Annotated in this window: 12 protein-coding genes; 9 read left to right on the top strand and 3 right to left on the bottom strand. The window is 63.2% G+C overall.

The features are described from left to right. Nucleotides 1-220: 220 nt before the first annotated feature. The 4 genes from GEV06_06695 to GEV06_06680 all read left to right on the top strand — a co-directional run bounded on the left by GEV06_06695 (nucleotide 221) and on the right by GEV06_06680 (nucleotide 4,331). Complete coding sequence (locus GEV06_06695; protein MPZ17582.1) at nucleotides 221-628, top strand: hypothetical protein; 408 nt, start codon at nucleotides 221-223, stop codon at nucleotides 626-628. 105 nt (nucleotides 629-733) lie between these two features. Further along, nucleotides 734-1,744: an AAA domain-containing protein gene (locus GEV06_06690; protein ID MPZ17581.1), complete on the top strand. Its 1,011-nt coding sequence runs from the start codon at nucleotides 734-736 to the stop codon at nucleotides 1,742-1,744. A gap of 279 nt (nucleotides 1,745-2,023) precedes the next feature. Continuing rightward, nucleotides 2,024-3,361 (top strand): radical SAM protein, encoded by a 1,338-nt coding sequence (locus tag GEV06_06685; GenBank protein MPZ17580.1) that lies wholly within the window; start codon nucleotides 2,024-2,026, stop codon nucleotides 3,359-3,361. Beyond that, nucleotides 3,348-4,331 (top strand): glycosyltransferase, encoded by a 984-nt coding sequence (locus GEV06_06680; GenBank protein MPZ17579.1) that lies wholly within the window; start codon nucleotides 3,348-3,350, stop codon nucleotides 4,329-4,331. The genes GEV06_06685 and GEV06_06680 overlap by 14 nt, the downstream gene beginning before the upstream one ends. A gap of 10 nt (nucleotides 4,332-4,341) precedes the next feature. Here GEV06_06680 and GEV06_06675 read toward each other — a convergent pair whose 3' ends face one another. Then, the gene (locus GEV06_06675) at nucleotides 4,342-5,985 is read right to left on the bottom strand and encodes a glycosyltransferase (protein ID MPZ17578.1); all 1,644 of its coding nucleotides are present in this window, start codon (nucleotides 5,983-5,985) and stop codon (nucleotides 4,342-4,344) included. A 323-nt stretch (nucleotides 5,986-6,308) separates the two neighbouring features. On the opposite strand from GEV06_06675, the gene GEV06_06670 reads away from it, so the two are divergent. After that, on the top strand, nucleotides 6,309-6,752 hold the full coding sequence (locus GEV06_06670) for a hypothetical protein (protein MPZ17577.1): 444 nt from the start codon (nucleotides 6,309-6,311) through the stop codon (nucleotides 6,750-6,752). Between the two features lie 361 nt (nucleotides 6,753-7,113). On the opposite strand, the gene GEV06_06665 is transcribed toward GEV06_06670, so the two are convergent. After that, nucleotides 7,114-7,776: a sigma-70 family RNA polymerase sigma factor gene (locus GEV06_06665; GenBank protein MPZ17576.1), complete on the bottom strand. Its 663-nt coding sequence runs from the start codon at nucleotides 7,774-7,776 to the stop codon at nucleotides 7,114-7,116. Between the two features lie 271 nt (nucleotides 7,777-8,047). Between GEV06_06665 and GEV06_06660 the strand changes: the two genes are divergently transcribed. Then, a complete protein-coding gene (locus tag GEV06_06660) occupies nucleotides 8,048-8,410 on the top strand; it encodes a helix-turn-helix domain-containing protein (protein MPZ17575.1) in 363 nt (120 codons plus the stop codon). Between the two features lie 206 nt (nucleotides 8,411-8,616). On the opposite strand, the gene GEV06_06655 is transcribed toward GEV06_06660, so the two are convergent. After that, nucleotides 8,617-9,006 carry a helix-turn-helix domain-containing protein gene (locus tag GEV06_06655; protein ID MPZ17574.1) on the bottom strand — a complete coding sequence of 130 codons (390 nt, stop codon included), beginning with the start codon at nucleotides 9,004-9,006 and terminating at the stop codon, nucleotides 8,617-8,619. Here GEV06_06655 and GEV06_06650 point away from each other — a divergent pair. The 3 genes from GEV06_06650 to GEV06_06640 form a co-directional block, all read left to right on the top strand. Then, the gene (locus GEV06_06650) at nucleotides 8,985-9,728 is read left to right on the top strand and encodes a sigma-70 family RNA polymerase sigma factor (protein ID MPZ17573.1); all 744 of its coding nucleotides are present in this window, start codon (nucleotides 8,985-8,987) and stop codon (nucleotides 9,726-9,728) included. The two genes, GEV06_06655 and GEV06_06650, sit on opposite strands and share 22 nt — an antisense overlap. After that, entirely contained in the window at nucleotides 9,664-12,462 is a 2,799-nt protein-coding gene (locus GEV06_06645; protein MPZ17572.1) for a protein kinase, read from the top strand. Before GEV06_06650 ends, GEV06_06645 begins: the two co-directional genes overlap by 65 nt. Nucleotides 12,463-13,049: 587 nt before the next feature. Continuing rightward, on the top strand, nucleotides 13,050-13,437 hold a 388-nt coding region (locus GEV06_06640; protein ID MPZ17571.1), incomplete at its 3' end, for a hypothetical protein.

Here is a 13,437-nt window from a genome sequence, read left to right as displayed (position 1 = left end):
CTGGCGCGCGCTACGCTCTCGTCGTCCGCTGTTCCTTCTACTCGCCGCGATCGCCGCCCGTCCGGCATCTTCGTGCTCAGACCGCCGGGGGCAAACACGACAGGCGCTCGGCGACCCACTGGCCCAACAGCGGGCATCCGTACAAAAAGAACGGCCCGGCCGCGCGGGCGATACGCACGACCAGGCCTCACCCGTCAACCAATGAGGGTCAGGGGGTCGCATGCGTCATCGTCTTTCACGTTCCCGCGCCCTGGCGGACTGGCATCCGACGCTGCACCGGGTCGTTCGCGCCGCCGAGCTCGAGTGTCCTCGCGGCCACGCGGAGGCGCTGTCCGAGCTCATCGCGCTCGCCATGCGCCAAGTGCCCTCACGCGGCATCTTCGATCCGGGTGCGCGCAGCGAGCCCGAGCTCTTCGCGGCCATCGAGTCTGTTGCACGTGCGCATCTCGAGTTCGGCGATGCGCGCGCCGCGTGGCGCAAGGCCTTGAAGGCGGCCGGCTTGACCTTGGAGCAACGAGACGACATCGAGACCGCGGCCGGACAGGTGCAGGCCGCCTCCGACACCGCGTACTACTACGCCGGTCTCTCCTTCGGTCTCGTGTTCGTGTACCTGAGCCGCGGGCCGTAGGTCTCACGAGGCGGTGGCCCGGGCGATCTGTGGTGCCGAAGAAGAAAATCACATCGCCAGCTGAACCGTAGTGTGCGTTTTCGGCGGATCCGGCGTTCTGCACTCATGGCCGGGGGGTGCCCCTCGGCGGAGATGCACATGCCGGACGATCCCTTTCCGGAAGTGGATGGTGGCTCGGCGGAGATCTGCGCGCTGAAGCAACACATGCAGCGTGTTGCGCGCGATGCGGACGTCACCGTCCTGATTGTCGGCGAGTCAGGCACGGGAAAGGAGCGCGTCGCACACGGCATTCATCGCGCTTCGCCGCGCCACCGAGCTCGCTTCGTGGTGGTCAACTGCGCCGGCCTCTCCCCGACCTTGGTCGAGGATGAGCTCTTTGGCCATGTGCGAGGTGCGTTCACCGGTGCGCTCGACGACCAGCCCGGACCGTTCGAGCGGGCCAACGGTGGGACCGTGTTCCTGGACGAGGTCGGCGACTTGATACCCGACCTTCAGATGAAGCTCCTGCGGGCACTCCAGCAGCGCACGGTGCAGCGAGTGGGCGGCCGACACGAGATCCCCTTCGACGTTCGCGTGATTGCGGCGACACACGTCGACCTCACGCGGGCGAAGGCGCGTGGGCGGTTCCGGGAGGATCTGTACTACCGGCTCAAGGTGTATGAGCTGCGCGTGCCGCCCCTGCGCCGGCGCGGCGCGAGTGATCTGTGGAAGTTGGTTGAAGCGATTCTCAAGCGCTTTGCTGAGCGCAAGAGCCGTTCGGTTCCGGCGCTCGAGCCGGGAGTCTTCGAGCTCTTCGTCCGCTACCACTGGCCAGGCAACGTCCGGGAGTTGGAGAACACGCTCGAGCGCATGATCGTCGCTGCCGGAGGCGAGGTGCTGCTGGCGCGCGAGCACCTCCCGGAGGACTTCGGCGCGACAGGGGGCGCGCCGCATCGGCTGCCCGGGCATTCCACCACGGTCCTCGACCGCCCCCCTTCCTCTGCTGAAGTTCAAGCGGCTCTGGAACGGAACGGCTTCAGACGGGGAGCTGCCGCTGCCGAGCTCGGTCTCTCTCGACATCAGCTCTATCGCCTTCTCAAACGCCGCGACACCGGCGCGATCCTCGTGCGCCGATAGGTGCGACCGCTAGTGGCGTGTCAGCAAGGGCATCACCGATCGCAGCACATCAATCAGCCGGACACAATCACACACTTGTGCCAAGACGTGCACGGCAGGTGCCATTGAGTATGCGCCACGCCTGATCATCGGTACACGACGCACCTCTATTGCGGCATCACCTCTTCGAGAGTTGTCACCGCGCGAACGTAGAGACGTCCGCTGAACCGGCCCGTCGCGCGAATCCGCACTTCGAACCGGCGCGTGGGAATCGTGTCTCACTGTCGCCAGGGCGTTCCGATGCTTCCAGCCAGCAATCTCCTCCTCTTGAGTTGCCGAAGCCCATTTCTCGACGATGCGAAAGTGTATCCGCCGCTGGCAAACTTCTACCTGAAGAGTTATGTGGAGCGCTATCTGCCAGACACACGGGTCATCGTCGGCGATGACGATTACGACGTCGAACACCTCGCGTGGGTGCGCGATTACGACGCGGTGGGTATCAGCATCATGACGCCCCAGCGACACGAGGCACTTCGACTGGCGGCAGCCATCAAAGCGGCGTCGCCTAGAACCACCGTCATTGCGGGCGGCCCGCACGTGAAGCACTACTGGCAGGATCTGGCAAGAGAGCCGGTCTTCGACTTTCTGGTTCCGCTCGATGGCGAGAAGGCGCTCGTGGCCATTCTCGCCGGCCAAGCCAGCAGCCGCACCCTCTCGAGCGTGCTCACGCGAGAGGAGATCGCCACTCAACCGAGACCTGATCGAACCAGCGACAACGCCATCCAGATCCTGCGGCGTTATCGGTATCTGCTCTGCGGGCGCCCGGCGACCACGCTCATGACGGCGCGCGGCTGCCCCGAGCGATGCACCTTCTGCGAGGAGGCGCTGACGGCGGTCAGATGGTCGAGCCTGGACAGCATTGGGCACCAGTTGGACGATATTCGTGCCGCCGGCTGGCGTGCGGTCTACATCTTCGACGATCTCTTCGCCATCTCGCTCCCGAAGATCCAGCCCATTTGCCAGCAGCTCTCGAAGCGCGAGCTCTGGTATCGCTGCAACGCCCAGGCGCGATACTTCACCAAGTGGGGCGAGGACATGGCGCAGCTCCTTGCCAACACGGGCTGCGTGGAGGTCGCCTTCGGCGCCGAGTCTGGCAGTCAACGCATCCTCGACAACGTGCAGAAGCGTTGCACGGTTGAGCAGAACTACCAGACGGTGCGGTATGCAAAGAAATATGGCATCCAGGTCAAGGCTTTCATCCTGCTGGGCCTTCCAGGCGAGAATGCGGGCACGCTTGCCGAAACGGAAGCCTTCATCAGGGACTCTGGCATCGACGATTTCCAGTGTGCCGTCTACATGCCGTTCCGGGGAACCGCCATCCGCCAGGCGCTCGATCATGGAACTGCGATCGACTTGCAGCTCCGTCCGGCCGGCTCCGATGGTGAGATCACCGGCGCCTATGGGATAAAGGGTGGCCAGACCGCGTACGAAGTGAGAACGTGCGCGCTATCGGCCGAAGATCTGCGGCAGCACAGAGACCATCTCGTTTCCCGCTATCGCCCACGCAGCCATCGATCGAGCTGGCAAAACGAGGACTGCTTCTTCGACGAGGCCATCTCTCCCTATGCCGACGTGTAAGGTATTCTGCCATTGCTACAGCCATCAGCATCAGGTTGGGGGTCAGAAGGATACCTACAAGCATGTCGATGCGCTGAACGACCTCGGATACGAGGCGTACATCGTTCATGATCGGCCAGGGTTCAGGCTCACCTGGTTCGACAATGCTACGCGTGTCATCGACTGGCGAACGGCCGCGCGCCTGATGAATTGTGAGCGCGATTATGTCGTGTTGCCCGAGGATCTCGGCGCGCGGATCCTAGAGTACCGAGGGCGAAAGATCATCTTCAACAAGAGCCTCTGGCGCGGGTTTTCAAGCCTCGAGAACTGCCAGGACAGAGATCCATACAGGCACCCGGACGTTCTGGCCGTTCTCGCGATGTCCGAACACAATGCACGGCACCTGCGATTGGCGTACCCCCAGGTCGCTGTGATCAGAGTTGTCCCACATATTGACACGGCCGTCTTCGGCTTCAAGCCATGGGTGGGGCGTCGACGACAGATTGCTTTCGTTCCGAAGTGTCGCCAGTCAGTTGAAGCCCTGCGCCGTATCGTCGCGTCCCGTGCCGCGGTAGGTCTCAATGAAGCATCGGATGTGAGCTGGCTGCCGCTCACGAACATGGGCGAAGGAGCGCTGGCACAGACGCTTCAGGAATCGCTCGTCGTGGTCTTCTTCAGCGCCGAGGAGGGCCTGGGACGTGTTGCGCTAGAAGCCATGGCGTGTGGGTGCGTTGTGGTCGGCTTTCGCAACGGCAGCCTTCAGGAGATTCTTCCGTCTGCGGCGCTTTTCGAGTGGGGAGACCTGGCCGGGGTTACCCAGCTGATCGAGGATGCCGTGAGCAGGCGTCCGGAAGCACCACGGCGCTTCGAAGAGCTGGCTCGGCTGGGACAGGAGCGGGCCAGGCCATATGCGCCGCACGCACATCGGGCGAGCGTTGAAGCTGCCTGGAGAGCCATCCTTCGCTTGGAGACCTTGGCCGCACGTCCCTAGCGGACGGTCGTTACGGCCGTGCCGTCGTTGATGCGTAAGGCGACCGGGTCGAACATGCTCGAGGACCGCCATTTCGCAGGGCGCCGTACTTGAGTAGGCGCATCACCGCCATTCGCAGCTCGTCCCGCGCCTTGCCTGTTGTTCGCTCCAGCTCCACGATGCTGAGGCCCGGCCGCCTGCAGACATGCGACAGGACCTCCAGTAGTCCAGCGTGTGCGGTGTCTCTCCATCGACGTGCCAGCGCGACGCGGCTCGGGATGAGGTCGTCTCCCGGGCAGTACAGCGGCGAGGCATCGTCCAGCATCGCGCTCGCGTAGTGTTCGAAGACGTCATGAAATCGCAAGCTTGGGCGCAGGCGATCGCCACACCGCAGCCGTTTCGCGCCGGCCTCCAGCTCCGTCCAGAGCGCCTCATAGGCACCAATGACGCCTCGCCAGCTGAACTCGGCGAGCACGCGTCGTCGTCCCTCACGGCCCATCCGCGACCGAAGCTCCGCATCGTCCACGAGCTGCGTAACGTAATGCTTCCACGAATCGAAGTCCACGTAGGTGACCGCGGCCATCTCGGCGTTCCGCTGCCATGATCCTGCGATATCGATACCCTCGTCTCCTCGATCCGCCCGTCCGATCATGGTGGGTACGAGAAAGCCTGTCCTGCCATGTACGACAATGTCTCGGTAGCCGCTCCAGTCTGACGCAACCACCGGAAGCCCCGCCAGCATGGCCTCCAGAAGGCTGAGGCCAAACGTCTCTTGTACGTTGTCGACGGGGGATACAAAGATGTCGGCGTGGCGTAGCAGCTTCCACTTTTTCTCGTGGTTCGCGTTTGGCACGACCGTGAGCACTTCGGACAGCCCCAGTTCAGCACCGATCGCACGGAGCACAGGGGCGCACTGCCGCGCTCGGTCGTCGCCAGCTATCGTCAGTCGAACAGACCTCTGCCGAGCCACATCCCCCAACGCCAGCAACATCGGCACGAGGTCCGCTTTGTTCGTATCGGACAGGCGGCCCACGTAGAGCAGCGAGATCGGCCGCGCTTCTTGATCTCCACTGGCTCTTCCAGGTTCTTCGCACAACCGAGGCTCGATACCGAGAGGGATGATTGGAGTACGAAATGGGATGCGCTCCGCACCGCGAAGCGCCGTGGGAAGCGCCTCGACAATCTTCTCCACGGCTGACCGGCCTGCCACGCTCGTACAGACCAACGCATCCGCTTCATGGAGCAGTTGCATCATCCGGCTGCTGAGCCAGCTTGCAAGTTTGATCGGTTGAATGGCGTGAATTACGCCGGTGATCGGTGACGCATGGGCGTCCACCTGCGCGCGGACACAGGCGAGCGTCCACAGATACGGATCGGGCGCCATCAACACAAGCTGCCGACGCCGCAGCACATCTCGCAATTCGTCACCGTCGATCCATCGCAGCCGTTTGGCGTGTGGCCTTGCCCAGGCTGGGATGTGGGCGACAGGATCCGTCGAGCCGGACAATCGTGGAAGATACAGCTCCTCACGATTGCTGTGCTCGATCACCGCGCGCAGAAAGCTCGCGTTAAAGACGCTCGCGCCGTCGATGCACAGGAGCGACGTTGGATCTCTGGCGAGCTCCTCTTCGACATCCAGCAGCCGGCCATGGAAGAACAGCGCTCTTGGCGGCATTCACCCTCGCTCCTGCTCGTTGTAGCCCTCGATGCGAACGTTACTCGCGACTGACTCTTCACGCATTACTGATCACTCCGATCACTCTGTCGGGCTAGTGTGGCACACACGCGCGCCGGTGCGTCTGGATCGCTGCTAACGCTGGAGCACACGCGTGCCAGACACGGCACGAATACCACCGATACGTGAGACTCACGAATCTGGGTACAACTCGCGCCTCCGTGCGGCATTCCATCTTAAGAGCCGCTCACTGGCGTGAGCAGCCGCACACCCTGCCAGTGCGACAGGGATGGTATGTCGTTTCAAACTCTGGAGGTAGCGCAATGAGAAAATCGTCAGACTTTGCGTTCGATGAGTGTGTCACGGAGTTGAGAGCCGCGTGTCGGTTGCCGATCGACGAAAGCGCTCTCGAAACGGTGCTCGGCTCGCTTCGGTACAACTTCGAGCGACATCTAGACCATCCCACGGGTGGGAAGCGATGGGCTGACCACGGCCAGCGTGTTCGCGACAGCGCTCGTCATCTGGGTGCCTTTGCGAACTTCTTCGCCAACCATGTGGGCGCAACGGTCGTGGGCCTGGACGAATTGACCAGTGCATTCAAGGTCATCCGCGCGGACTGCACGATTCAATCAAGCGCTAGTCCGCTCGCCTCTGAGTTTTGCTGTTCACCTCCCGAGAGTTGTAACGAGGCACCACTCGACACTGGACCGGCAGAAGACTTCCTCGCGGCTCTGGCACCGAGACCACGCCTCGCTCGCGTTGGGTGAAGGTGGCCGACAGTAGGCCGCCATTCCGCCTTTGCTGGATATGGAACACACTGACGGCCGTAGCGTGCGGAACGCCGTGCTAGGCTCCGGCCCGCGCGCTACGGCTGGCACGATCCGCGCCGCGGGGATGTCATCGAAGATCGCCCCTGTTTCGGGTATTCTCGTTGGTGATCGCGTGTACGCCCCCCGACGTTTGCATCGTGTTCGTGCCAGCCAGCCGCCCGCTCTCGCCCCGGTCGCATCAGGGTAATTAGACAAGAGCGTGGGCTCTTAGCACATCGAGCGTTCCCGTACTCATGCTCGCGGCCGCCCGGCATCCGGCAGTGAGGCACGTGCCGGACCACCCGCTTCGATCCCCTGCTCAAATACCACGACGCCTGCGTGGCAATCCTCCGCGCGAAACGGCAACCGTCACCCGACTTCCCCGCCGGCTCCTGACCGCCCGCTCCTCCCTATCCGGCAGCGCCGCTACCACCGCCCATGCTCGCAAACGCGCCAGCCCGCGATAGTAATAGTGGCGCGCGCACCCCAACGATACACGCAGCCGCTCCGCGACATCACGCAGGCTCAGCTCCTCCAGACACGCGAGCTCCAGCGTCGCTCGCTGCCGCTCGGGCAACTGGGCCAGGCCTGCCCGAATCACCCATCGACGTTCCTGTCGAGTCAGGTCGAGTGGACGCCGTTGTGTCAGCGCCTCCACCTCATCGAGCGGCTGACTCCCATACGCCGCGCGTCGTCGAAGGGCCTCCTTGCGTCGCAAGCCTCGATGATAGGCGTACTGAAGGAGCCACCCTTTCAGGGATCCCCGTGACGGATCGTACAAGTGTGACCGTCGATAAACCTCGAGGAACACTTCTTGGGTTACATCCTCTGCCTCTCCGGCATCCCGCAGAATATCGAACGTCACCCGCTGGACCATGCGACCATAGCGACGAAATAGTGCTGCAAGCGCATCGCCGTTCGTCGAATGCATGGTAGCCATCAGCTCGGCGTCCGATCTGGTGCCGGCTGCGTTCCTGCTCATGATGAGAACCTCTAATCGTTAGTAATGGCTATCGTGATTATTACAGCCTCTAATACCTTCGATGGTAGGTTTCCGCCCACACTGGTGATGCGGTACACAACCGCGTGTGCCAAGACGGAAATCATCTAGTCAGCAGAAGCCGAGACCAGGACCGGACTCGACGGTCCCGCAGCAATCCACTACCGGGCGGCGATCAACCGGTGCTCGGAAGGCGGCTGCTGCGAAGAAATCACCGGCGGCAAAGAAGTCGCGTGCGAAGAAACGCCGTCCGCTGCCTGCGCTCATCCGGCCGCTCGGACCGCAGGCGCGTCGCCTACGCCTCGAGCGCAAGCTGTCGCAGGAAGGTCTCGCCGCGCGCGCGGACCTGAACTACAAGTACATCGGGCGCGTCGAGCTCTCGAAGGCCGAGCCCGGCGCTGAAGTGCTGGTGCGTCTGGCGCGCGGCCTCGGAGTGTCCGTTGGCGAGCTGTTCGACACGATCACGCCAATGGACTCGATGGCTTATCGCTTGTCCCCTGCCGACGTTGAAGCGATCGCGGCGGCGCTGAAGACTCTGACCGGCATCTTCGATCGGATCCTTGCGCATCAGCCGCCTCCCCTTCCACGCCGCGCTCCACGACGATCGCGCCGCTGAGTCGAAGACAATGCAGATCGTTGCTCCAGACGATGACTTCTATGAATGGTGACGATGACATCGATAGATGGTATTGTCAAGGCGTTGGGCAGTCTATCGACGGTCAGGCACATGGCGGATGCAAAACGCACGTCGCGCTCGTCACCGATCGACAATACTGACGGATGATGTTGCGCTGCGCTCGCTCTAGGACAAGCGGGGCGGGTTTACTTGGTGGGTCGCGTGACGCTCACTCTTCGGCCGATGGTGGGCCGATCCTGTGTCTCCCGCATGCGTCGACCTCCTCCGCGCTTGATGCGCCGGACGACTTGCATGATGTCCTCTAAGTCGTGCTGTGTGGCGATGTGGGTGTGCTCGCCCGGCGCCAGGCCCGGCGCCGGTACGACCAGCTCCGCGACATCTACCGAGAGCTTGTCCGCGATCATCGTCAGGATATCGATGGTCACGTTGGCCTTACCGCGCTCGACCAGCCCCATGTGCACGGGCGTGTTCCCCACTTGTTCGGCAAGTTGCTCCTGGCTCAGACCGCGAAAGTTGCGCAACTGCCTTATTCTCTCGCCAACGCGCAACCGAACTGCTCGCAGCTTCTCTTGCATTCCTGCCCGAACTATTGGGCAAGAGGTGCGCGGGCACCACAATCTATATTTATAGTGTTAGCTCATACAACAAACTATATTTAGTGGCCCTCTGCCCTGCCGTTGGGGACACTGAGCATACTCTCGTGGTGCTCCAGAGGTCCTCGACAGCCGACGCCGCCGCACAGCCCGTCAGTGAAGAGTCTTGGCGCCTGTCCACACGCGCCTGTCTCGGCGACTCGAGTGCCTTCGGCCGCCTTCTGACTCGTTGTGTCCCGCGACTACGCCTGTGGGCACATGGACGGCTGCCGCGATGGGCGCGGACTCTGGCGGATACGTCGGATCTCATCCAGGATGTTCTTCTCCGCACCATTCGTCGGCGCGGAGCATTCCAGCTTCGGGGTCAGCGCGCCCTCGGAGCGTACCTGCTCAGGGCTGTCCAGAACCGCATCCGCGACGAGCATCGTCTCTTTGCGAGGCGTGGCACGCATGAGGTGTCCCGTGAGCTTGCAGATCCCGTCCCCTCGCCCGTCGAACAGACGATGGCGAACGAGCGGTGGGTATGTTATCGCAGAGCTCTGGCGCGCCTGGCGCCGAGGGACCGTGAGCTAATCGTCGCCCACGTGGAGCTCGGCTACAGCCACGCGCAGCTCGGTTGCATGATCGGTCGGTCCCGAAATGCCGCGAGAATGGCTCTTCAACGCGCGGTTCGCCGGTTGGCGGAGCAGATGGGCGAACGCTGAGCCGCGCCGACTCCTGGTGCAGGCCACCGAGGCCTTCATCGATAGAGCACTCATCGATTGGGCCACTCTGCTCGGACGCGCCCGCGGCGACCGGGACCGCGCGATTGTTCAGAACCTCTGTTTCCTCGACAGCATTCGCGAAGCAGCGGGCCGCGCTCGCAGCACCAATGCTCGGCAGGCGTCGGGCCGGCGTGAGGCAAGGCCGGCACCCGAGCGCCGGTCACCAACGTCGCTGCTCGTTCGTCTGGTCGTGGTGCTCGCAACGACTCAGGTAATCTGCAGCTTGGTCGTTCTGGCGACGGCGCTCGCGAGCGGTGAGTCGATCTCGAACCGGGCGCCCCAGGTCGTCCTGACGCTGGGCTTCGCAGCAGCGAGTCTATTCCTCGGGACGGTCACGTCGCGGGACCCGCGCAGCCTCTACTTACTCGCGTTCTTCGTATGCGCCGCAAGCGCGTTCGCTCGCGGCGCGTTGACGGGCCTCCGCGAGGGCTGGGCCGAGTCGATCGATCCGGTAACCCAAGGGCTCTTTCCCGAAACCTTCATACCCGGCTGCATGTGGCTCTTCGCCCTGGACTTTCCCCGGGTGCGGCGATTCACTGTGTTCGACATGCTCACCCGCCATGGTGCAGCCGCTACGTGTTTCCTCGGTAGCTTGGTCTTTGGAATCAATGTGGTTGCTGCGTATCACCCTGTCGACCAGGGTCTGCTCGTCTACCTCTTGCGCGACCACCCCAGTAACGCGTTCTGGCATCTGTTAGCGGCAACGCTTGTTCCCGCCGTGGCTGTGGTTCTGGTGCGCTCCCATCGCGCTCCTCCATCGGAGCGCCGCAAGGTGGCGCGCTTTGCCTGTGCGATCACTGCGGGCACGACGCCATTCCTTCTATTTGGCGTCGCGCCAATCGTGTGGCCAGGCGTTGGTGCGTGGCTGCTAGTCGTGAGCCCTTTTCAGCGCATCTGGCTCGTTCGTCTAGTCATTACCGCACTCGCGGTCACACCAATCCTGGCCACTGCCGCGGTAATCGTCGATCGCCCCCTCGAGCTTCAATCAATCCTCCGCCGCGCGTGGCGCTATGCGCTGGCACGGAGCGCATTGACAGCGCTCGTCGCTGCGCCGTTCGTCGTGCTCTTCCTGGCGCTGTATGGGCTGCGAGATGTCGTGATCGCCGATCTCTTCGCCGACTCACGGGCCTGGCTGCTGCTCTCGTGCGCCGCTGTCGGCTGCCTCCTCCTCTTCGCGCGCTCGACGCTGCTCGAGACCGTCGATCGGCGCTTCTCCCGCCGTGCCGCAGACCATCGTGAGCTGCTCGCCCGAAGCCTGGAACGCGTGCGCAACGCACGCGGCCAGCGGGAGATTATGGTGACCGTGAAGAGAGAGCTGTGCAAGAGCATCGGCGCAGCCGCGGTCCACCTACTCGTGCCCAAAGGCGGCGACGCCTTCGCCGAACCTTTCGGCGGGAACACACAGCTACCTCGCGACGCCGCTATAGTCGCCATGCTCCAGAAGTCGACGACGCCGCTCGATCTCTCGGGCGGTGGCCCACTTTTCGCGCTGCTCCCGAAAGAGGAACGTGATTGGGTGGCGGCCAACGACGTTGAGCTCGCCGCTGCTCTCACCCGCCGCGATGGCACCGTGGCTGCAATTGCGTTGGTCGGTCACAGGGTGGGCGGCCTTCCATTCGATGAGCGTGATCGTTGGTTCGTGACCACCCTCACGACCGCAGCCGCCGCGGTGTGGGATTCAGCTCGCAGCACCAGTCGCGCGGGCGAGGCCGCGGGCCATGCCAGCGGCCGGGGTGAGGCAGCCCTCGAGTGCCCGCGCTGTGGGGTGGTCGTTGACACCGGACCGCTGCCGTGCTCTTGCCGAGTCGACGCGAGTCTTGCCTCCCTGCCTCGCCGTCTCCGCGGGAAGTTCATCGTCCAGCGACGGCTCGGCGCAGGCGGCATGGGCGTCGTCTACCTGGCGCGGGACACGACCCTCGATCGCGAAGTGGCGCTGAAAACTCTGCCAGAGCTCGGCGAGGGCGGTGTGTCGCACCTCCGTGAGGAAGCGCGCGCGATGGCCACCCTCAACCACGCCTCGCTCGCAACAATCTATGATTTGGAGATCTGGCGGCACACGCCAGTGCTCGTGGTCGAGTATCTGCCCAACGGAACGCTGGCCCATAGGCTGACAGGTGGTCCGCTGTCACCGGCCAGCGCCGTCCGCGTCGGCCTCACCTTGACGCGGGCTCTGACGTACGTTCATTCCAAAGGTCTGCTTCATCGCGATCTCAAGCCAAGCAATATCGGGTTCGCAGCGACCGGCGCGCCCAAGCTCCTCGACTTCGGCCTCGCTACCCTGATTCCGCCCTCGACGGACGTGGATCGCCAACGTGGCGCCAGCGCCCCGATCGCGGCCAGGGCCCCGTTTGCTGGCACACCCGCGTATCTGCCTCCAGAGGCGTACGAAGGGGCACCTCCGACGACCGCATTCGATCTCTGGGCCCTCTCAGTGGTCATGCTCGAAGCAATGACTGGCGTGAATCCCTTTGCGACTGCCGATCGAGTCCGGCTGTCCCATCGCGGCAGAAACAGTCATTCTGCCGATCTCTCCGCATACCTGAGTGACCTGCCCCCCGCCCTGGGTCCCTTCTTCGAGCGCGCCCTCGCCCGCCGGCCAGAGTCGCGCTTTCACACAAGCTCGGAGATGCACTCCGCGCTCGAAGCTGCCGCCAGCTCTCCGTCATTCAGCTAGGTCGCCTGGACAGCTCATGCCTCTCCGTCGACGCACATTACTCGTACGCCCAGATGCTCACCTCCTTCCGCGCCCTTCGCCGCCATCTCACCCGGCGCCTGCGTTGATTGATCCTGGTGTCGATGGAATATATCTGGTTACTCCAGAGTCTACGTTTAGATCTGTCGACGCTGACAACAGTCATCGTCTAGTTATGACCGATCCATGAACTTAATGAAATAAACGTGTCGCCGCACAAGTCTATAGAGAGATCACACAGGATCGAGAGTTACAAGTGCACCGCGACGACTACTGGGGCACGGCCAGTGCGAACCACGGATTTCGCGTCGCCCTGCCATCGTTTTGCCACATTTCGACTCTTGGCGTGCGAGACACGGCAGTTAGTGTCCAACATCGAGAATCTCTCGAACCGAGATCGTCCTCCGCCGAAGGCGACTCTATCTCCGTGAGGAGACACCTGGCGCTCATACCCACCAAGCAAGCCGCTAGGCCGCTGCACCGGCACAGGCACGTCTCTTGCTGCATGCAACGCCCAAGCAAGACGTCGTCACGAACGACGATGATCGTCCGATCGGTTAGCTGTTCTCATGTGTCGGTTCCTCGAGCTTCAGGCCAGCCTCTCTTCTGTCGTGGCAATAGTGCTTCTCGTCGGCTCCACGGCGCACGGTCAAACCGTCGCCAGAGCTGAAGGCACCGTCACAATTTGCGGTCAAGAGGTGAAGCCGCCGGCCAACCTGCCGCCGCCAGGCTCACCGCCGGTCTTCTGGTTGATCGTCCCCTGCTTCGAGGCGCAAGGGGGGCAGCCGGTAGTCGAGGCGCAGACCTACGTGTACTACATCCAGAGCCTCGCGAAGATCAGCCGGCCCTCGCAGAACCAGTGGACGCCCTGGAGTGAACAGCTCGAGCAGAGCCTCATTGCCGACTTCCAGCGTCTCTGGGGAACCAACTTTCTCGACAACCTGGCAGTCGACGTCC

This window comes from Luteitalea sp. (assembly GCA_009377605.1).
GTDB lineage: Bacteria > Acidobacteriota > Vicinamibacteria > Vicinamibacterales > Vicinamibacteraceae > WHTT01.
Note: the sequence above shows the minus strand (reverse complement) of the source record. Positions and strands in the feature narration are given on the sequence as shown.